The organism is Lishizhenia tianjinensis, from assembly GCF_900116425.1.
Classification (GTDB): Bacteria; Bacteroidota; Bacteroidia; order Flavobacteriales_D; family Crocinitomicaceae; genus Lishizhenia; species Lishizhenia tianjinensis.
In genome coordinates, this window is record NZ_FPAS01000002.1 from 654,303 (window position 1) to 674,748 (window position 20,446).

The window sequence follows — 20,446 nt, forward strand, 5'->3', positions numbered from 1 at the left end:
GATTTTTGAGTTTCGTAACAAAATTTATTTGTTCATCTTGTAATTAGAGATGGCTAATTTCAAGAATGTTTTAAAGTTTTCTACGTCTGTATCGTAAGCAACAGGACTTGCCAATAAGTCTCCATCCTGGTCTAACGTTACATATAGAGGTTGCGCATTGTTGTCAAAATTACAGATTTGGAAGTCTAAGTTTTGATCTCCAATCGTCTTTTTCATTTTTCCATCTACTTTAGACTCGTACCATTTGTCTTCTGGTAAAACTGTTTTGTCATCACAGTATAAGGCAACTACAACAAATTCTTCCTTCAATAATTTCAAGACTTCTGGATCACTCCAAACTTTTGCCTCCATTTCTCTACAGTTCACACATCCGTGACCTGTAAAGTCAATAAATACGGGTTTGTCTTGAGCTGCAGCACAGGCTTTTGCTTGATCTAAATCAAAGTAACCTGCAATTCCGTGCGGTAAGTGTAAGAAATCACTGTACAACACATCACCTTCACATTGGTATTCATCGGTTCCATTTATCGCACCCATTAAATCAAAGTCGTGGGTAGACATAGGGGGTAAATATCCTGATAATGCTTTTAGTGGGTGACCAATTAATCCAGGCGTTAAGTAAACCACAAAAGAGAATACGGCTATACCCATAAATAATCTTGGAACCTTAACGTAAGGCATATCAGAATCATGAGAGAATTTGATTTTTCCTATCAAATAGAATCCCATTAAAGTAAACACTACTATCCAAAGTGCAATGTAAACTTCACGGTCTAAGATACCCCAGTGGTAAGTTTGATCGGCAACACTTAAAAATTTCAATCCTAAAGCAATTTCAACGAAACCTAAAACAACTTTTACAGAGTTTAACCATCCACCTGATTGCGGCAATTTACTTAACCAGTTTGGGAAGATTGCAAACAATGTAAAAGGTAATGCAATGGCAAATGAGAAGGCAAACATTCCTAACATAGGCTCAATAACACCTCCTTGTGCGGCAGAAATCAAGATAGAACCTACGATTGGTCCTGTACAAGAGAAAGAAACCAATACTAATGTTAAGGCCATAAAGAAGATTCCTGTCAATCCTCCTTTGTCTGCTTGAGCATCAGCTTTGTTTACCATAGAAGATGGAAGTCTGATTTCGAAAAGACCTAAGAAAGATGCCGCGAAAACCATAAAGATTAAGAAGAATAAAATGTTAGGAACCCAGTGAGTTGCTAGCCAGTTTGCAAAGGCAGCTCCAAATAATACCGCTACTATTGTTCCAATAATCGTGTAAATTCCAATAATAGAGAAACCGAATAAAAGGGCTTTTCTAATACCAGCTGCTTTTGAAGTTGTTTCAGCTCCCTTCATAAAGAAAGTAACTGTCATTGGGATCATGGGGAATACACAAGGTGTAAGTAAAGCAATTAATCCTGCTAAGAAAGCTCCAACGAATAGTTCAATGTAAGATTTTTTAACTTCATTACTTGCCCCAATTCCTTCGTAAGTTTTTGGTTCACAGTTTCCTTTTGTTAAACGAACAGTAGATGCTAAAGCGATAGGTAATTCTTGTTCCACCGTGCTTTGAGCTCCCTTGTGGTTCACATCAAATTTGATATTTAATAATGCTCCAGGCTCTTCTTTTCCTTCGAATTTTATTATACTCACATATCCTTTATCCGTAGCCTTGAATTCAGAGAACTCTAAAGGACTATCTCCTGATTTTGCAATACTAACTTTAGAAGGATCAACTATACTAACACTGTCTTCAAAGTCAGGTGTTAAGATGATTTCATATTCTTTATCCTCAACCGTTTCGAAAATTTTATATTCCCAGAATACCAAGTCTTGAATAGAAACTGTAGCTTCTTCTGTAGCCTCTTGTATCGGTTCTTCTATGCTAGGCTCTTCTTTAGGAGTGTCAGCTTTTGTAGTCTCTACTGACGCAGTAGCTTTTACTCCTTTAACAGAAAAAGCAAATGTCTTGTCTCCAGGTATACACATACCACCAGATTCACAAACCATGTAACTGATACTACCTGTAATTACAAAGTCTTCTGAAGAATTGATTTTTATTTTTTGTTTAAAAATTCCTTCATGATCGAACTCAGTAACATCTACTTCTTGAATTTCGTCGTAGTGTGTGTGAAATCCTATTTCTTCTATCGCTCCTACTAATTCAAATTTAGAAGCATCATCGTAACTAAACTCTGTAGGTAGGGGGCCTGAAAATTCAGAGGCTGGAACAGAAGAGTATCCATGCCAACCTTCGTCTGTAATGGCTTTGGTAACGAGTATGGCTTCGTTAGATCCCGGTTTTTGTTCTACAGTGAACCTCCATTTGGTATAGTCATTGGCTCCTTGAGCGAAAAGACCACCTATCATAAAGAGGAGGGTAAGTAAAGAAAGTAATTTCTTCATTTCTAGCGTTTGTTAATTATAGTTTAAGGGTTTATTTTACTGTTACTGTGAGTGTTTTTTCTGTAGGAGGAAGACACATTTCATCGTTACAAATCATGTACATCACAGTTATACTTACTGTGGTTTCACCTGTAACAACTACCTTGTTGGTGAAGTCAACACTTTTTTCAAAATAACTCATGTTGGCACCAAAGTTTTCGTCGAAACTTTCTTTCGGTTGCGGCTCTACAGTTACTTCTGAGAATTGAACAAGGTCATTTTCTTCAAATGTAATTTCAGTTGGGATAGGTCCCATATCATTGTTTAAGTTCTGGCTGTATAAGTGCCAACCTTCTGCGATGTCTGCATGTAAAACAAGGGTAGAATCCTCTGCATTGTAATTCGCCGTCCAGGTAACTTTATCCTGTCCAAAGGCTGTAATACTGCTCAAGATTAGAGCGCAAATAGAAAGTAGTTTTATCATAATTTTATAGTATTCTAGTCTGGGCAAACAAAGTTAGTTATTTAAGGCGGTTTCCCGGGGGTGATAGTCTTAGTATTCTTGGTTTTCTAAAATAAAAAAAGACAACCGAAGTTGTCTAATTTGTTGAGTTGTAAGAATTCATTATAAAAATCTTACTTCGTGTATACAGGAGATGGGTAACCAAATACCTCCTTTTAAGCAAATATACTTAGCTCCTGTTGCCCAAACGGTAGTTTCTACACGTTTCAATCCGCCTTCATCTTCAAAAATAATGGCACATTTTCCATGGTGTAAATTACCTAGAGTGGTGGCCTCCTTTAATTTTTCGTGAAGTTCTTTACTATAATTATGTTTGGCTACATGCTTAAAATGAAGTGTAGGAATAACTTCTTTTTCAACAAGCGTAGCTTGGGTTTCTAAGGTGTCTTGCATGCGTTTTAAGTTTTAATGGAAGAACAATTTAGCGAAATAATCTGATATTTTCAAATTAATTCAGAGGCTATAATTCACGTATTGTAAGCCGTAAAACTTTATTTGTCTTTTTAGAAATTTTAACGCGATTGGCAGGATTACCAAACTCCACAGCAATAATCTCTTCATTATCAGTTATAACCCTGGCAGTTTTCTTCTGCGCAGAACTTATCTTTAAATCCTTTAGGTATTTAGAGACACGCTTGCTTCCTTGAAGACCCAAGGGGGAATATCTGTCACCTTCTTTCCAAGGTCTTATAGATAATTCTCCTTTCACTTTATCTGCATCAATGTAAAAGTGCTTCCCGTCAAATTCAATTTCATCTTTTTGAACAAGTTTGCTCTCTAAAATGTAAGTTTTGCTTGTTGGGACTATTAAACTAAGTCCCTTTGTTTCTTTAACGAAACTTACGGCCTTGTAAGCCAAGGTGCTACCTATATTTCCTTTGATTAATTTTTCAATACTCAACAATTGATTTCGAGGAATGTCTAATTGAAATAACACCTCTTTTTGAAGAAGTACAGGAAGCGAATCCCAGAGCTTTGTGGTGAGGAAGTTTTGGGATTGAATGGTCTCTATGTGAACTTCTACAGCTTTTTGTATAGCTTTTTGTAGTGTTTGAAACGCATTTATTAAAGCGGCAGTTTCCATTTTTCCTTGTTGGAAAGACGTGCGCTGAACGAGGAAATGTCTGTAAAAATTACGTTTGTACTTTGTAGAGGCATTTGAGCTATCTTCCCTCCAAGTCAACTTGTTTTGATGTGCGTAAGTAATGATCCAAGCCCTGTCTTTTTCCAGTAAAGGTCGAATGAACTTACCTTGAACCTTAGGCATGGCACACAAACCTCTTATTCCACCTCCGCGTTCTAGTTGAATGAGAAAGGTTTCAATTTGGTCGTCGAAATGATGACCGAGAGCGATACAATTGTTGCCTTCTTTTATTACTTCGTGGAACCATTCATATCTCAAGTCGCGTGCTACAATTTGTGTGTTCCCTTTCCTTTTTTTAACCAATGTTGGGGTCTCAAAATGTTTAACACGAACCTCGACGTTTAGTTTTTTACCGAAATCTAGTACAAATTGTTCGTCGCCGTCAGACTCTTCTGCTCTCAAATGAAAATTGCAATGGAGTAGTCCTACCTGAAAACCCTGTGCATGTAACAAATGGGCGAGTACAATAGAATCCACTCCGCCACTACAAGCTACCCATATTTTGGTGTTTTTATTCATTCTCTGGTAAGCACACTTAGACCGAGTCTAATTTTATGATATTCTACTTCGCCGTTAAAGTATTCAAAGTAGGGTTTCAATTGAAGAGGTTCCTGAATTTCTTCAAAAGCCGTATTGATTTTTGCCAATTCTTCCTCAGAAATGTACGGACGGTAATCCATGTCGCTGTTGTCTTTGAGCATTTTTGCTACATGAGAATAAACCGTTGAAATGTTTAATTCTCGTTGCTCTGCAATCTCTTCTATGCTCAAGTTTTGTTGCATCATATCTGCCGTTACTTCGTAGGTAGATTTTTTAGCCTTGGGTTTGTTTTCTTCCTGAAATTTCTTGATTTCAGCGATGAATTCTGGTCCGTAATTTTCTGCTTTTTGCATACCCACACCAGAGATTGCCAACAAGTCATCTTTGGTTATTGGTTGTTCTGAAGCCATCTCCTTCAAGGTAGCATCATTGAAAACTATATAGGGAGGAACATTCTCTTCTACAGAGATTTTTCTTCTTAATAGGCGTAGAGCATTGAAGAGTACTTCGTTTTCTGTAAGCGCTTTAGGGGCTTTTTTCTTAGGTGTTTTAACGCTTTGTTCTAGACTTGGTTTTACCAAAGAAAAACTCTTTTTGCCTCCAAGTAATTCTTTACCAAAGTCGGTCACTTTAAGATGAAAATGGTCGTCATAAGCCACTTCGAATAGTCCTAAGTTAATACATTGCGTAATGTAATGGTTCCATTCATCAAAACTCAAATCTCTTCCTACGCCATAGGTTTTAATGGTGTTGAGTTGTTTGGCGTAAATCTCACTGGTTTTAGCCCCCCTTAAAACATCTATCAATAAGCGGTTATTTAGTTGTTCTTTACCACGAATTGCGGCACTCAAGGCCTTTTGGGCGATAACTACACCGTCAAAAGAAACTGGAGGATTTTCACAAACATCACAATTGTTGCAGTTCTCATCCAGTTGTTCAGAGAAATAGGCAAGTAATATTTTTCGTCGACAAGAAGTGGCCTGTGCAAACTCTTTCATACGGTTGAGTTTTTCGAGTAAGACTTCTTTTTGACTGCTTTCCTTGGCAAATTGAGCCAATAATACAACATCTCTCATGTTGTAAAACAATAAAGCTTCTGACGCCAAACCATCTCTTCCGGCTCTACCAATTTCCTGATAGTATCCTTCTATATTTTTAGGAAGGTTATTGTGAATAACCCATCGCACATTCGATTTATCGATTCCCATACCAAAGGCTATGGTTGCGCAAATGATGGGCGTTTCATCTTTTATAAATTCTTCCTGTACACGCGATCTTTCTTCAGGTGTTAAACCTGCATGATAATGATCAGCCGCAATGCCTCTGCTTTTTAATATTTCAGCCCACTCTTCGGTTTCCTTTCTACTTAAACAGTAAATAATTCCACTTTCATTCGGTCTATCGTGAATGAAACGTATGATTTTTTCAATCTTTTTCTTTTTTGGAACATTTCCTTCAACACTTAAATTGATGTTGGGTCTATCAAAAGAGGAAATAAAAACTTTAGGATCTTTTAAACCGAGATGATCTACAATGTCTTTACGCGTAATCTTATCCGCTGTGGCTGTTAGCGCTACAAAGGTTGCATTGGGTAAAGATGCTCTAAAGGAACTTAATTGTGTGTACTCTGGTCTAAAATCATGCCCCCACATAGAAACACAGTGTGCTTCATCTATGGCGACTAAGGAAATATTTAAATCGGTTAACCAGGTATGCATCACCCCAACCAAAGTTTCTGGAGAGATATAAATCAATTTAAGCTCACCGCTTTTACATGCATTGATGATTGCATTTCTTTCCATGTCATCCACCGTGCTGTTAAAGAAGGCAGCATTTACTCCATTTGCTCTCAAGGCCTCAACTTGATCTTTCATCAAAGAAATCAGAGGAGAGATAACCAAGGTGATTCCATCATTAAGCAGTGCTGGAATTTGAAAACACATGGATTTACCTCCACCCGTAGGCATTAACACCACGGTGTCTTGACCTGCTAAAATGGATTGAATAATTTCTGATTGTTGCGGACGAAAACTATCGTAACCGTATACAGATTTTAATACGTTGAGTGCGGATTGCATCATGATACAAAGGTATTAGGTTGAGTATTAAAGTTACAAGAATTTGCAAAGAAATTCAAATAAATTTTCGGGCAGAAAAAGGCATAAAAAAAGTCCTAAGTAGAACTTAGGACCGTATAAAATTAATTTTCTTCTTTCTTGAAAATAGTTGCATTTGCCTGGGCGCGGGGCATAATGAGAAGATCGTCTATATTTACGTGTCTCGGACGGTTACACACGAATTCAACGGCATCTGCTATGTCCTCGGCAAATAAAGGTGTATAGCCTTTGTAAACGTCTTTAGCCGTTTGCGCATCTCCTTTAAAGCGGACAAGGCTAAACTCTGTGTCTGCAGCTCCTGGAGCAATGTTACTCACAGCAATATTGTCTTTGAGTAAATCTATGCGCATGGCTCTACTTAAGGCATCAACCGCGTGCTTACTGGCGCAATAAACATTTCCTCCCGGGTAAACTTCTTTTCCGGCAATGCTTGCAATGTTTACAATTTGACCTCCACCGTTGTTTTGAAGTAAAGGTATTACTGCTTTACTCACGTATAAAAGTCCTTTTACATTGGTGTCCATCATTGCATCCCAATCTTCAGTAACTCCTGCGTCTATGGTAGATCTACCTAAGGCTAAGCCAGCATTATTTACAAGTATCGATAAAGAGTTTGCTAAGTCTGCAGGAATTTGATTCACGGCTTGTTTTACAGCTTCGTTATTTCTTACATCAAAGTGTAAAAAGTGAATTTTACCTTCACCCAATTCTGTTAAAATACTTTCAATTTCTGCAAACCTCTCTTTTCTTCTACCAGTTAAAATAAGGTTGTATCCTTGAGCATAGAATTTTTTAGCGATGGCCAAACCAAAGCCAGAAGTAGCTCCTGTAATTAGTATAGTTTTCACGTTTTTTGTTTTGTATTAAAGCCTAAAATTATCATTATACCTAGCGCCAATAACGCAGGGATTTTGTATCTGACTATTGCTCCTGTAACCGGTGTAGTATAACCTATGATTAACATAAGCATTAGTAAGAATAAAGCGAAGGTAATTATTATTGGAAGGTTGGGATTGTTTTTGAAATTGGCTTTGTAAAAGAAATACAAAGTCAAGACCAAAAGTAGTAGGTTTTCAATTTTAGCGAGAGTCATCAACCATGTGCCGCTGTCTGACCAAAAAGGTCGAAAGAAACTGTTACCCATGGCTTCCGGAATGGAGAAAAGAAGTTTCTTCCAGCTATAGTTTAAGCGTGTGATCTCAAAGTGAGATGCAGAACCTTTTCTTTGGTAAATTACAGTGTAAGGCACTTTGCTGGGTTGTACTGTATGAGGTACAAAGGTGTAGCGTACATTATTGGTTACATAGAAACCCTCTGTTTCCTTGTCCACGTATGCCTTGTTGTGCTCAACCCTTAATCCTTCCACATCTTTGGTAGTGAAAAAAAGAATACTGTCGTTACGCGCAATATGTAAGCCCCCGGCACCCACATTTATAAAATTGGTTTGTTGTCGTGTTAGTTTATTGATGACGGAAGAATGAATATTTGGGATGGCTAAAACCAGTAGAAGAAAGGAGAAGTATACTCCCAATTTAATGCGGGTTTTAAAACCTTTGAGGAATAAATGGATGAGGTAAAAGAGGAGGGCTACGGCAAATATTACTACAACGTAGGGTTTGAATAAAAGCGAGAAAAGTATTCCTGTAATTATTGAAAATAATCTCAGCGGCCATTTGATGCTGTTGTTGAATATTCCGTAGCACAAAAGCGCTAAACCAAAAAGCATGAAGGGTTCTTTCAAAAAAGAACTACTCCAGAAGAGTAAACTTGGTAAAAGAAAAAGTAGGAGGAAGAGGGTCTTTTTTGGTAAGCTACTTCTTAGTTTCACCCATTGATAAGTAATGAAAATAGCGGCAAAGGAAAAAAAGGATCCTACTAGAACGTGAGTGAAATCCCATCCTTTTGATAGGAAGTAAACGATGGAGTTGAGTCGAATTACATTTTGGGAATCATTAAAAAAGGGTTTACCGTAGGCAGACCAGTGGTTGGTTTCACCGAGGTGTTTGAGTATGAAATCAGTATTGGGTTCACAACCAAAAAGAAAAGTGAAGTAGTCCCTAGGGGATTGATGGAAAACATCATGAAGGATTTTACTTTCTCTTAAAAATTCTCCTGCGTCGTGGGTAAGAAGTCCACCACCATAGATATAGGTGTAAACGTAAAGGAAAAAACTTGCAACCAATAATTTTACAACAAAGAGTAGCGGTAAAAAATACCCAGGAAATTCTCCCATTTTCTTCCCTTTTCTGTAAAGTGTGAAAAGTAGGAGGACAAGGAGTAAAGATGTAAGTACGTATGGTGCCATTTCTGCATTTAAAAGTACTTTTTCTTAGGGAATTCTATACGATTAATCATAAAAAAGCCCCGATACTTGTGTATCGAGGCAATAGTAAAAATAATGAACAAACTTAAACCGCTACTTTCGTTCTTTCTTTGTAGTTGGCGTTGAAAGTTGTTTTGCTTTCGCTATAGATATACATAGCCTTAATTGGACTTTTTAAATTATAGCCTAACCTCATGCTAGATCCATACGCTCCCGCACTGTGTACACGAACGATGTCTCCACGGTTCAATTCTGGTAGGTAGTAATTTTTCCCAAAAACATCTGTGCTTTCACAAGATGGTCCTGCTATGGTTTGTGGAATGAGCGTTAACGAATCTATAACCGTAGTTATTTTATGTCTCGCTCCATAGAGCATAGGACGAAGTAAATCTGTCATTCCTATGTCTAAGATTGCTGTAGGACAAGTTTCTCTGTGCTTTACATACTGCACTTGACCTACCAACATTCCACATTGTCCAACGATACTTCTTCCTGGTTCTAAACGAATCACAGGGTAAGTTCTTTTGGGAAGGTTTTTTCTAATCGCACTCATCCATCCTTCGAAGTCGGCGATGTTATTTTTAATAGGGTCTTCGTAGTCTATTCCTAAACCACCACCCATGTTTAAGTATTCTGTTTTGAAATCTAGTGGCGTACTTAACAACAATTCAGCTATACGAGAAGATAAGTTTTCGAAGTAAGTCATGTCCAAAATCTGAGAACCAATATGGAAGTGGAAACCAACGATGTTTTTGTGAATAGAGATGAGTTCCATTGCATCTTCCCACGGCATCCCAAACTTGTGGTGTTTTTTACCTGTAGATATTCTGCTGTGTGTACCCGCTTCTAAATCTGGATTAATACGCAAAGCAACTTTTGTTGTAGAATTATTGCTTTCCAAAAATTCTTGGATGATGTCAAACTCCTCTACAGACTCACAGTGAATAACTGCAATGTTTTGAGCTGTAGCGTAGTCAATCTCACGAATCGTTTTTCCTGATCCAGCGAAAACAATTCTCTCTGCTGGGAAACCAATTTGTAAAGCTCTTTCAATCTCTTCCATAGATACACAGTCTGCTCCTAAGCCCATCTGTTGTATCTCTTTTAAAATAACAGCCTCATTGTTTGCTTTAACTGCATAGTACAATTCAGTAGCATGAACTTCAGCTGCAGCCTTCGCCTTCTTCAATGTCTTTCTTAATAAAGAAATATCATATCTGTAATGCGGCTCTTGGTATGTTCCTGATTGTTTCATGTCTTTTTCTATTATTTTTAGGCAAATATAAAGCGGTTTTTAATATAAATAACATAAAGTTTAAATTTTAACACATTGTGAAAAGGAAGTTGAAAGCTTTTATGAAATAGTGTGGTACTTTGTGTTTTAGGAGAGGTTTAGGATGAAAAAGATAGGACTGATGTCGGATACACATGGATGGATAGATCCTAAAGTGTACCAGCATTTTAAAGAAGTTGATGAAGTGTGGCATGCCGGTGATATAGGTGATGTTCAGCTAATCGATGACCTTCGCGCTTTTAAACCTACGCGTTTTGTATATGGAAATATTGATGATCATAAGATAAGGTTAGAGGCTCCAGAATTCAATCGTTTTAAAGTGGAGGGAGTAGAGGTGCTGATGACGCACATTGCAGGTAAACCCATGAAATATTCCAAACCTTTGTATGATGAATTGGAAAAAAATGGAGCGCCCAAGATCTTAGTTTGTGGTCACAGTCATATATTGTTAGTAAAAATGGATGCGTGTTATAAGATGTTGTGGTTAAATCCAGGAGCTTGCGGCTATAAAGGTTTTCATAAGGTGAGGACTTTGTTGCGTTTTGAAATTGACGGTGAAAATATCCAAAACATGGAAGTTATTGAATTAGGGGATAGAAATCGTTAGGTCCTACAATTTTTAAATTAGAATTACGTTCTTCAAGAAGATTATGAAAAAGATTTTTGCTTTAACCACTATACTATTTGCTGCTAGTACATTGTTTGCCCAAACGGGAGGAGAACACGTGTATAGTTTTTTAAACTTAGGGTATAACGCCCGAGCGAATGCGCTAGGGAATGATTTCATCGCTGTTCAAGATGAGGACATCAATCTAGGCGTAATCAATCCTTCTTTATTAAACAAAGGTATGCACCATCAATTAGGGTTTAACCATGGTTTTTTAGCCGGTGGGATTAATTATGGAATGGTAAGTTTTGGGCAAAGTTTAAAAGATGATTTAACCCTGTCTACTCACTTGCGCTATGTTTCTTACGTTGAAATGTCTAGAAGAGACGAGTTCGGAATAGAACAAGGAACTTTTTCTGCCAATGATTTTGCTTTGGGAGCTGGTTTGGCAAGGGTGTTAAATCCTAGAATCTCTGTTGGAGCAAACTTTAATATGATTTATTCTCAACTGGATACTTATTCGTCTTTCGGTTTAGGGATAGATTTAGGAGCGAATTATAAAATAGGTACGGAAGACAGAACTATGTTAACTGTGTTGGTAAAAAATGCAGGTGCTCAACTTAAATCCTATACAAGTAAAAATAGAGAAGCCCTTCGTACCGATGCACAAGTCGCTATTTCACACAAATTGGCCCACGCACCTTTTAGGTTCTCTTTGGTTGCTCATGATCTAAACCGTTGGGATTTGTCTTATTTTGATCCGAGTCAGGCAGAGTCCATAGACGCTATTAGCGGGGATACACTGGTTGATACAGGAGCTAACTTTTTAGGAAAGCTTTCGCATCACTTTACCTTTCAGCTGGAAGCTTTGTTTGGTGACCATGTACATGTACGCGCGGCATTTGATGTACATAGAAGATATATTATGGCGGTGGAAACACGACCAGGTTTAGCTGGTTTTAGTTTTGGAGCAGGATTCTACTTCAAGCGATTTTCGCTAGATTACGGATTGAATATTTATTCGCAGGCAGGTTACAGCAACATGTTTACACTAACCACCAATCTGGATAGGTGGAAAAAATAAAGGTGCTTAATCAAGCACCTCTAGTTTTGCAAATTTTAATATCAATGTTTTGTTTCCTACTCTAGGGAAGAAGACAGTAGCTTTTTGGTTTGGTGCAGTACCTTCTAATGCGGTAACTCTACCTTTTCCAAACCTATCGTGCATTACGTTGAATCCTACTTTTAAGTCTGTTGTAGTTCCTCCACTTTTCGAAGGGGTAGAGCTTATGTCGTTCACATTTACTTTTTTCAACCTTCGCTGACTCAATCCTGATAAACCTCCAGTTGCAGCAGGGTTACTGAACTTACTATCCAATCCTCTTCTTGCGTTCAATGATCTTCCCGAAGTTCCTTTGTCCGAATAGGTCGATTCAAAGTTTAAGAATTGTTCGTCTATCTCATCAATAAATCTACTCGATTCTGAAGTGATTAACTGACCAAATCTAAACCTACTCTGTACATAACTCAAGGTACAGTTCTTTTCTGCTCGCGTAATGGCTACGTAGAACAATCTTCTTTCTTCTTCCAACTCTGTTCTTGAGTTAATAGAGAGTTGAGAAGGGAAGAGGTTTTCTTCTAAACCTACTACATACACGTGTGGAAATTCCAATCCCTTTGAAGCGTGTATGGTCATTAAAGTAACCTTGTTTTTGTCGTCTTCTGATTCGTCATCAGCGTCTGTCATCAAAGCTACATCTATCAAGAAGTCACTTAAAGAATTGTTTTCACTGTTCTTGTTGGCAATAGAGAATTCTTTTACCCCGGCCAAAAGTTCTTGTATGTTCTCGTAACGAGTAACACCCTCTGGCGTCTTGTCCTCGTGTAAAGTCTTCAATAAACCAGTTGTGGTAGCTATACGTTGTGCTAAATCAAAAGCAGGTACTCTATCCAAATCTGCTGTAAAGCTTTGCATCATTCTAACGAAATCAGAAATCTTCTTTTGTGCAGAGGCATTAACATTACATGGGTAACGGTTAAAATCACTCATAACCTCCCATAGACTCACATCATACTGCTGCGCTGCAATAATAATGTGTTCCATCGTCGTGTTTCCTATACCTCTTTTCGGATAGTTAATCACACGTTTTAATGCTTCTTCATCATTCGAGTTGGCACTTAACCTAAAGTAGGCAATCAAATCCTTTATCTCTTTACGTTGGTAGAAAGATAGACCACCGTAAATCTTGTAGGGCATGTTTAACTTACGCAAGCTTTCCTCGAATGATCTCGATTGTGCGTTGGTTCTGTATAAAATGGCAAAGTCAGAATATTGTAAACCTTGACCCTGTTTAATTTCATAGATAGAGTTGGTAATTACCTTACCTTCCTCGTTATCGGTCAAACAACGAATTACTCGTATTTTATCTCCCTGATTGTTATCTGTCCAAACGTTCTTCTTTATTTGGTCTTGGTTTTTTTCTATCACACTGTTGGCTGCATCTACTATGGTTTTGGTAGACCTGTAGTTCTGCTCCAATTTGTATAATGTGAAATCAGGGTAATCTCTTTTGAAGTTTAAGATGTTTTGGATATTCGCTCCACGGAAAGAGTAGATGGATTGGGCATCATCACCTACAACACATATATTTTCATACACCGCTGCTAATTTCTTAACAATAAGATACTGACTGTAATTGGTATCCTGGTACTCATCTACCAAGATGTATCTGAACTTTTGTTGGTAATGATGTAGAACTTCAGGGAAGTCTCTCAACAATACATTGGTTTGGTACAACAAATCATCAAAATCCATCGCTCCTGCTTTGAAACATCTATCCATGTACATTTTATAGATTTGATAGATAAGTGGTCGTTTCGACATTCTATCTTCTCCAACGATTTCTGCATTGTTGGCATATTCTTCTGGAGATATCAAGTTGTTTTTTGCACTTGAAATTCTTCCGTGTACAGAGTTCGGTTTGTAATCCTTGTCGTCTAACTTCAATTCTTTGATGACAGATTTAATCAAACTTCTTGAATCTTGCGTATCGTAAATCGTGAAGTTAGAAGGATAACCTAACTTTTCAGCATTGTATCTAAGGAGTTTGGCGAACACCGAGTGGAAAGTACCCATGGCCAAATTTTTAGCCTCTTGATCTCCCACAATTTGAGAGATTCTTTCCTTCATTTCACGTGCTGCCTTATTGGTAAAGGTAAGTGCCAAGATGTTAAAGGAATCAATTCCTCTGTTCATCATGTGCGCTATTCTATAGGTTAATACTCTGGTTTTTCCAGATCCCGCACCCGCAATGACCATTATAGGTCCATCAATATGTTCAACGGCTACGCGCTGACTCTTATTTAATCCCTCCAAATAATCCATAAAAACAAAAATAGAAACTTCTCTAGAGTATCCCTCAGATTTGAAAAAATCTTCATAAGAACTCTTTAGATGTTGGTTAAAAGTTGACGTATTTCTCTTTTTTAAGTTACGTCAAAATTCTGGAAGGATGGTCTTCTGAAGCAAAGAAATTTAATAAGGGCATTAACCCCATAAGATTTTTATTCTATTCCAGCTAGGGCAGAAGAAGCGTGTACAATCTCATCTAAAATCATTAAAGAAGCCAAGGCCAATTGAGAATAGTTTTGTGAACTGTTTTTGAAATGCGCGGCTGAATTCACCCACATGTCTTGTATAACATTCATTCCTCCGTATTCAGGATTGATAACGTTAACAACAGCTTCTACATTTCCAGCTCCTGCATGGTAGATGTGCAAAACAAAAAGTCTAAACCATAAATCATTTTCATTGTAGGTTAAATCGTGCTCGTCTAAAATTCTTCTCGCATGTGGAATACAAGTGTTGGACAATAAACTTGCTGCTGCTTGAGCAGATTTCGTGAAATCTTTGCGTTCGTCTACATATTTGTCTACTCTTAAACCATGAGAACGGGCTACACCCTTCATTAACTGAAATGCACCGTAAGCTCCTACATTAGATTTGGCTAATTTACCTGGACTCTCAATTAAAAGTATAGCTTGGGCGTACCAAGGATCTACACCTTCCTGATGAAAAACTTCTACCCCTTTTGCTAAACTCGGAATTACTTTTTCAAACTGATAGAAATCGTTTTTTCCTGTGGTCATGTAAATTTTATCTTCAGCACTTAATCCATGAGCAGTGCGAATAGAATCTCTTATGGCATCTTTTCTTTCTTCTGAATTCTTGTCCCAATCCTTAATGGCCATTTTTTGAACAATAGTTCTTGTAGCTGCAATATTGATTACGCATGAGTCGGGCGACAAACGCATGATGGTCTTCCAAAAATTAGGATGCGCCAATTCATCCCAACATTCCTCAAATATCTGATGTGTAGAGAGGATGGTTAACTCATTGGTATCAAACGCCGGTTGAAAACTTCGAAACTCTTCCTTCCAATGGTGTTGAGCCGTTGTGTCTGGTTCTATGGCAAACAATAGAAAAGGAAAAAGGGCGAGTATAGTGAATAAAGTTTTCATGCGTTTACTTTTGGTTTCAACGTAAATCTAGCAAATAAAGTATGTGTGAAAAAGAGGTTAACGCATTATTAACAAAAAGCGCTTTGTTGAAAAGTAGCTTAAGGTTTTAGTTGAAATTCAGTCTTTCAAAATCTAATGGTCTAAAAGTCTAATCTTCTAAAAGTCTAATAATCTCAAAGACTCAATTATCTTTGAAAGCTGTGGAGAGAAGAAAGTTTATACAATTGACAGGACTCGGAAGTATCCCTTTGTTTTTTGGCGCATGTAGTTTGCCGGAAATTGAAGAGGGGTACGATGTTGCTATAGATAGTAATCGTTTGCGTGGACATGTTTTGCGTGAACAATTGAGTAAACCTGTTTCTCGAACTTTTGAAAACGACCTCTTGGTAATCGGTGGAGGAGTGGCCGGAGTGGCTGCTTATGTTACGGCCCAGCAAGAAGGAAGGAATGTTGCCCTGCTCGAAACCAATTCTTATTTAGGAGGAAGTGCCGGAGGAGGTAATTTTAAATCTGCCCGTTTTGCCAAAGGTGCCCACTACGATTTAATTTATCCTTCTTATTACGGAAAGGATGCATTGGGTCTTTTGCAAAAGGCTCAGGTCATAACGCAAAATGAGTTTACCAAGGAATATCATTTTATAGATACCCAATATCTCATTGATCCCAAAAAGGAAAGTACCTGTATGCGTTTTGGAGAACGTGTGCATGAACCTTTGTCGGACTTTGAAGATTTGCCCGTCTTTGAAAAACTCTTACAACCCTACTTGGGCAAGATGCCTATGCCCACCCGACTCATTCCACAAGAGCTCCATGAACTAAACAAAATCGATTTCCATACTTGGTTAATGCAGCAACATTCTTTTTCCGATGAATTTATTAGAGCTGTAGATTATCAAATGTTAGATGATTGGGGAGGGACTTCAAAAGAAGTGTCGGCAATTGCAGGTATACATTACTACATGTGTAGAGATTATAGCAAATCTCCGGAATTACTTTCTCCACCAGAAGGCAATCTATACTTTGTAGAAAAGCTTTTAGGTTTGAGTGATTACCAAAACATTCACCTTAATACTTTGGCCGCACATATCCAAGAAACAGAAAATGGTTTTGATGTGAAGGCCTATAACTTTGAAAAAGACCAAGTAGAAAAGTTTAGGGCAAAGCAAATTGTTTATGCCGGACAAAAACACAGTTTGCAATATGTCTTTCCTAAAGCGCACCGACCAGAACTCATGGCTGAAGCTAGTGCTTGGATAAGTATCAATTTTGTATATACTCGTCCAAAAGAAAAAGTGGAGCACGTCTTTTGGCAAAACGACTTCATAGGAGAAAATAAAAACTTCATGGGCTTCTCTGATTCTCGCGCCCAATTCGATTACATAGAAAAGTACGATGTACTAACGGCTTATTATTGTTTTGCACCGGAGGAAAGAGAAAAGTTAATTGCCTTTGAAAAAGACCCGAGTGGAATTATAGAACAAACCATAGTCTACCTCAAAGAAAGTCTGGGAGGAAATTATCCCGAGAAACTAAAGTATGCGAATGTTAACATACTCGGTCATGCGATGCCTTTGCCCAAACCAGGATATTTGTTAAACGATTGGAACCAAAACAGACCCATACAAAACTTTACCTACGCAGGTGTTGATACCGGTAATTTACCCTTGTTTTTTGAAGCGCTGGATTCTGGAATACAGGCGGTGAAAGGATTGGCTGATTGAAACTATAGGTGAGTTTTATTTGGAAATAATATATTTATAGACTCAATGAAGTTTTATAAATGCAAAAAATACTATTCTTAATCGCCTCCTTCATATTCCTCGTTTCACTTAACTCAATTGTTTTGGGTCAAGAGTATTATGATGCTTTTGGGTTTAAAGTTTCTCCAGATCTGGAGATGGAACAAACCCCATCATTTTATTTCCAGGTTGAAGATACTCCGCGTGGAGAATATGTTTCTAGTAAACCTGTTTTTAGTAAGGATTTGGATAGTATACTTATTGAACAATTGTATAGGTTAACACAGTTAAAGTTCACGAGTAAGGATTATAAATTGTCAAGTGAAGAGTATAATTCGTATTTGTACGAGTTGTATCGAGAAAGATTGGACAGTATATATGTATTATACAAGCCTATAAATGATTTTCAGTTGAAGTTGAGTTTAGAAATTATGCTGCAAACCAATGTAGCTATTGAGGTTTATAATTACCTCAATTATCATGTGTTATATACCAGAGGTGAATTTGAGCTTCTTCCAGATACGGTTATAGGTAAGAACCTTGAGAAGTGGTTAGGTTTTAGTTCTAAGCTTGTATTTATGAATCCACAATATTCTAGGTTGCTCAGTAAAAAAGTAGAGTATAATGCGAATTATTATTATCAGAACCTAAGGGAAGATGAAAAGAGTGTTGAAAAATTTGAAGAATATAAATTGAACTTCATTGATAGTGTTTTTAATGATGTTGATAGAATGATCGCTATGTATAACCATTTAAAAAATCAGAGGATGAATTACACCACTGATTTTTCAACTTCCTATAGCCGTATTGAGAAGTTTTGTGCCGGAATTAACATGGGTAATTCTAATTTTTTCGATATCTATTTAAAGAGATGGTTTGAAAAATTTGAAAAAATAAAACCAGGTTCCAACGCTCCTAATTTTACACTGTTGAACCAGTTGGGTGATAGTGTTTCCTTGGATGATTATAAAGGTAAGCTTGTCGCAATTACATTTTGGGGCACATGGTGCGGACCATGTTTGGAGTCTGTTCCTAAATATGAAAAGACTTTCGAGAAGTTCTCAAAGGATTCTATCGTGTTTTTAAACATAGCATTAGAATCAGATTCAACAAAGTTAGAGAGGTGGAAGAAAACAATAGAAGAAATGGGTTACAGAGGTGATCATCTAATCGCTTTTAAACAATTCAATAATCCAGAGTTGTTATTCTATTTATTAATCGCAGCTCCTAGTTATACTGTAATAGGAAGAGATGGACAGATCTTGGAACCACGTTTTATACCTTTTTATGATGAAAGAGCAATAAAGCGATTAAAGGAGTTACTTGAACAGTAGAATAAAAGTCTACTCATAAACCACATGTCCGTTTTGTATTCTCCCAACCCATTTCAAAACCAATTCCAATTGGCCATCTGGGGTAAGATTTGAATTATCTAAAACAATGGCGTCGTCGGTTTGTATTAAGGGACTCTCTTTTCTCGAGGTATCTAACTCATCTCTTTCTTTCAAGTTGGCAGCTACATCTTCCAAGTTCACATCTTCGCCTTTTGCTTGCAATTCCTTAAAGCGTCTATCGGCTCTAATTTCAGGTGCAGCCGTTACAAACAATTTCAATTCAGCATTGGGGAATACCACAGAACCTATATCTCTACCGTCCATTACAACACCGCCCGTTTCACCCATCTTGCGTTGCTTGTCGACCAAGAAAGATCTTACCTCGCTAATCTTGGCCACTTGAGAAACCACTTGAGAAACTTCCAGCGTTCTAATTTTGTGTTCTACGTTTTTACCGTTCAATAACAATTCAGGTCGTTGTTCTTTTTCATTGAACTCAAAACTCAAATCAATTTCAGGTAAACGAGAAATCAAAACGTTTTCGGCAATTTGTCCATCCAAGATCAATTCATTTTCGATGGCATATAAACTCACTCCTCTATACATGGCGCCCGTGTCTACAAAAATGTAGTTCAATTCTTTTGCCAATGCTTTTGCCAAAGTGCTTTTTCCACAAGAAGAATATCCGTCTATTGCTATCGTAAGTTTTTTCATGTTTGTAATCTTAGATGTATTCTGCGAAGATAATCTTGTTTTAAGAAGTAATTTAATCCACTGTGGTATTTTTTATTGATTTAATGGATAGTCCTTGCTAAAGCCTAATTAAGTTCAAGTGCAAATGAATCCATCGGTTTTGAAAAAAAATATAATTTTAGGGTGTGGTTTAAATTTTAGATGAACTGCACTTAACTTAATTAACTTAAATTATAATTCTATGAAAAGAATTTTTTTCGCAGCGCTTGCGCTTACTTTAGTGTTTATGGCATGTAAAAAAGAGGAAGTCGAGCCAACAACAAACACGACAACAAACAACAATGGAAATGGCAATACAAATCAGCCTACTCAGCCAACAGAAGAGTTTTATGCAAAAGTAGATGGTGTAGAGTTTGTTGAAACGGATGTAGAGGTAACGTATAATTCTGGTACGTTGACCATTAAGGCTTCAGGACCGAACAATACACGAATATTATTAAACGTACCGAAGCAAAAAGCAGTGGGGACATACAGTTTTTCAAATCCGTTTGTTGGGGATCTAGGTGGTTATTATAACGACGGGGATAGTCCATATGCTTGTCCAACTGGAACAGGAACTTTGAATATTACATATAACTCTCCTTCTACTTTTAGCGACGAAGGTGAAATTAGAGGTTTTTTCAGTTTTGATGCCGAAGAATATGAGTTTAGTACAGGAAATGATTCCTACAGTATAACTGAGGGAGAGTTTAGCGTTACTTATCAATAAGATAAATTTCAATAAAAAATGAAAATGGGGTTCATGTAACATGAGCTCCATTTTTCTTTTCCCTAATCTTACTTATCGTTTAATTTTAATAGGTCAAAGTTTTAGTGATCTAAAGGTCTAAAAATCTAACTGTCTAAAAGTCTCAGTTTATTTTTTAGGCTGTTTTAACAGGCTAACGCTGCTACGCTTGGTTTCCTTTAGGGTGCAACTAAATCTCCATCAGGCTTCTTAAGTCGCCTGTGTCAATTAAGTTTTACACCTAAAGTCTCCTGCGGGGTATACGCTCATATCCCTAACAGAATTACAGTTTTGAGTGTGAATATGGAGTGTAGAGGTTGAAAAAGACTAGTGTGTAGCTTGTCTAAGTGTCTAAAAGTAGAGTCATCTAAAAGTCTAACTGTCTAAAGGTCTAAAAATCTTCGAATCTAAATGTCTAAAAATCTAACCGTCTAAA

General features: G+C 37.3%; 16 protein-coding genes. 5 read left to right on the forward strand and 11 right to left on the reverse strand.

Annotated features, from left to right (window positions below):
* Nucleotides 1-24: 24 nt before the first annotated feature.
* The 8 genes from BM327_RS09470 to lysA form a co-directional block, all read right to left on the reverse strand.
* Nucleotides 25-2,409 (reverse strand): protein-disulfide reductase DsbD family protein, encoded by a 2,385-nt coding sequence (locus BM327_RS09470; RefSeq protein WP_170853727.1) that lies wholly within the window; start codon nt 2,407-2,409, stop codon nt 25-27.
* 31 nt (nt 2,410-2,440) lie between these two features.
* Nucleotides 2,441-2,872 (reverse strand): protein-disulfide reductase DsbD N-terminal domain-containing protein, encoded by a 432-nt coding sequence (locus BM327_RS09475; protein WP_090248785.1) that lies wholly within the window; start codon nt 2,870-2,872, stop codon nt 2,441-2,443.
* 141 nt (nt 2,873-3,013) lie between these two features.
* Nucleotides 3,014-3,304 (reverse strand): hypothetical protein, encoded by a 291-nt coding sequence (locus BM327_RS09480; protein WP_090248787.1) that lies wholly within the window; start codon nt 3,302-3,304, stop codon nt 3,014-3,016.
* A gap of 67 nt (nt 3,305-3,371) precedes the next feature.
* Nucleotides 3,372-4,574: a tRNA lysidine(34) synthetase TilS gene (gene tilS, locus BM327_RS09485; RefSeq protein WP_090248789.1), complete on the reverse strand. Its 1,203-nt coding sequence runs from the start codon at nt 4,572-4,574 to the stop codon at nt 3,372-3,374.
* Entirely contained in the window at nt 4,571-6,676 is a 2,106-nt protein-coding gene (gene recQ / locus BM327_RS09490) for a DNA helicase RecQ (protein WP_090248791.1), read from the reverse strand. Before recQ ends, tilS begins: the two co-directional genes overlap by 4 nt.
* Before the next feature lie 119 nt (nt 6,677-6,795).
* Nucleotides 6,796-7,560 carry an SDR family NAD(P)-dependent oxidoreductase gene (locus tag BM327_RS09495; protein ID WP_090248793.1) on the reverse strand — a complete coding sequence of 255 codons (765 nt, stop codon included), beginning with the start codon at nt 7,558-7,560 and terminating at the stop codon, nt 6,796-6,798.
* Nucleotides 7,557-9,017 (reverse strand): hypothetical protein, encoded by a 1,461-nt coding sequence (locus BM327_RS09500; RefSeq protein WP_139230323.1) that lies wholly within the window; start codon nt 9,015-9,017, stop codon nt 7,557-7,559. Before BM327_RS09500 ends, BM327_RS09495 begins: the two co-directional genes overlap by 4 nt.
* 103 nt (nt 9,018-9,120) lie before the next feature.
* Complete coding sequence (gene lysA, locus BM327_RS09505) at nt 9,121-10,290, reverse strand: diaminopimelate decarboxylase (protein WP_090248797.1); 1,170 nt, start codon at nt 10,288-10,290, stop codon at nt 9,121-9,123.
* Between the two features lie 160 nt (nt 10,291-10,450).
* Between lysA and BM327_RS09510 the strand changes: the two genes are divergently transcribed.
* Complete coding sequence (locus tag BM327_RS09510; RefSeq protein WP_317614731.1) at nt 10,451-10,936, forward strand: metallophosphoesterase family protein; 486 nt, start codon at nt 10,451-10,453, stop codon at nt 10,934-10,936.
* A gap of 43 nt (nt 10,937-10,979) precedes the next feature.
* Complete coding sequence (porQ, locus tag BM327_RS09515; RefSeq protein ID WP_090248801.1) at nt 10,980-12,020, forward strand: type IX secretion system protein PorQ; 1,041 nt, start codon at nt 10,980-10,982, stop codon at nt 12,018-12,020.
* A gap of 6 nt (nt 12,021-12,026) precedes the next feature.
* On the opposite strand, the gene BM327_RS09520 is transcribed toward porQ, so the two are convergent.
* Both BM327_RS09520 and BM327_RS09525 read right to left on the reverse strand, forming a co-directional pair.
* Complete coding sequence (locus BM327_RS09520; RefSeq protein ID WP_090248803.1) at nt 12,027-14,321, reverse strand: ATP-dependent helicase; 2,295 nt, start codon at nt 14,319-14,321, stop codon at nt 12,027-12,029.
* A 179-nt stretch (nt 14,322-14,500) separates the two neighbouring features.
* Entirely contained in the window at nt 14,501-15,457 is a 957-nt protein-coding gene (locus tag BM327_RS09525; RefSeq protein WP_090248805.1) for a transglycosylase SLT domain-containing protein, read from the reverse strand.
* A 200-nt stretch (nt 15,458-15,657) separates the two neighbouring features.
* Between BM327_RS09525 and BM327_RS09530 the strand changes: the two genes are divergently transcribed.
* On the forward strand, nt 15,658-17,178 hold the full coding sequence (locus BM327_RS09530) for an FAD-dependent oxidoreductase (protein WP_170853728.1): 1,521 nt from the start codon (nt 15,658-15,660) through the stop codon (nt 17,176-17,178).
* 59 nt (nt 17,179-17,237) lie between these two features.
* Nucleotides 17,238-18,530, forward strand: a complete 1,293-nt coding sequence (locus BM327_RS09535; protein ID WP_090248809.1) for a TlpA family protein disulfide reductase — start codon at nt 17,238-17,240, stop codon at nt 18,528-18,530.
* A gap of 9 nt (nt 18,531-18,539) precedes the next feature.
* Here BM327_RS09535 and cmk read toward each other — a convergent pair whose 3' ends face one another.
* The gene (gene cmk / locus BM327_RS09540) at nt 18,540-19,244 is read right to left on the reverse strand and encodes a (d)CMP kinase (protein WP_090248811.1); all 705 of its coding nucleotides are present in this window, start codon (nt 19,242-19,244) and stop codon (nt 18,540-18,542) included.
* 220 nt (nt 19,245-19,464) lie between these two features.
* On the opposite strand from cmk, the gene BM327_RS09545 reads away from it, so the two are divergent.
* Nucleotides 19,465-19,992: a hypothetical protein gene (locus tag BM327_RS09545; RefSeq protein WP_139230324.1), complete on the forward strand. Its 528-nt coding sequence runs from the start codon at nt 19,465-19,467 to the stop codon at nt 19,990-19,992.
* Nucleotides 19,993-20,446: the final 454 nt, after the last annotated feature.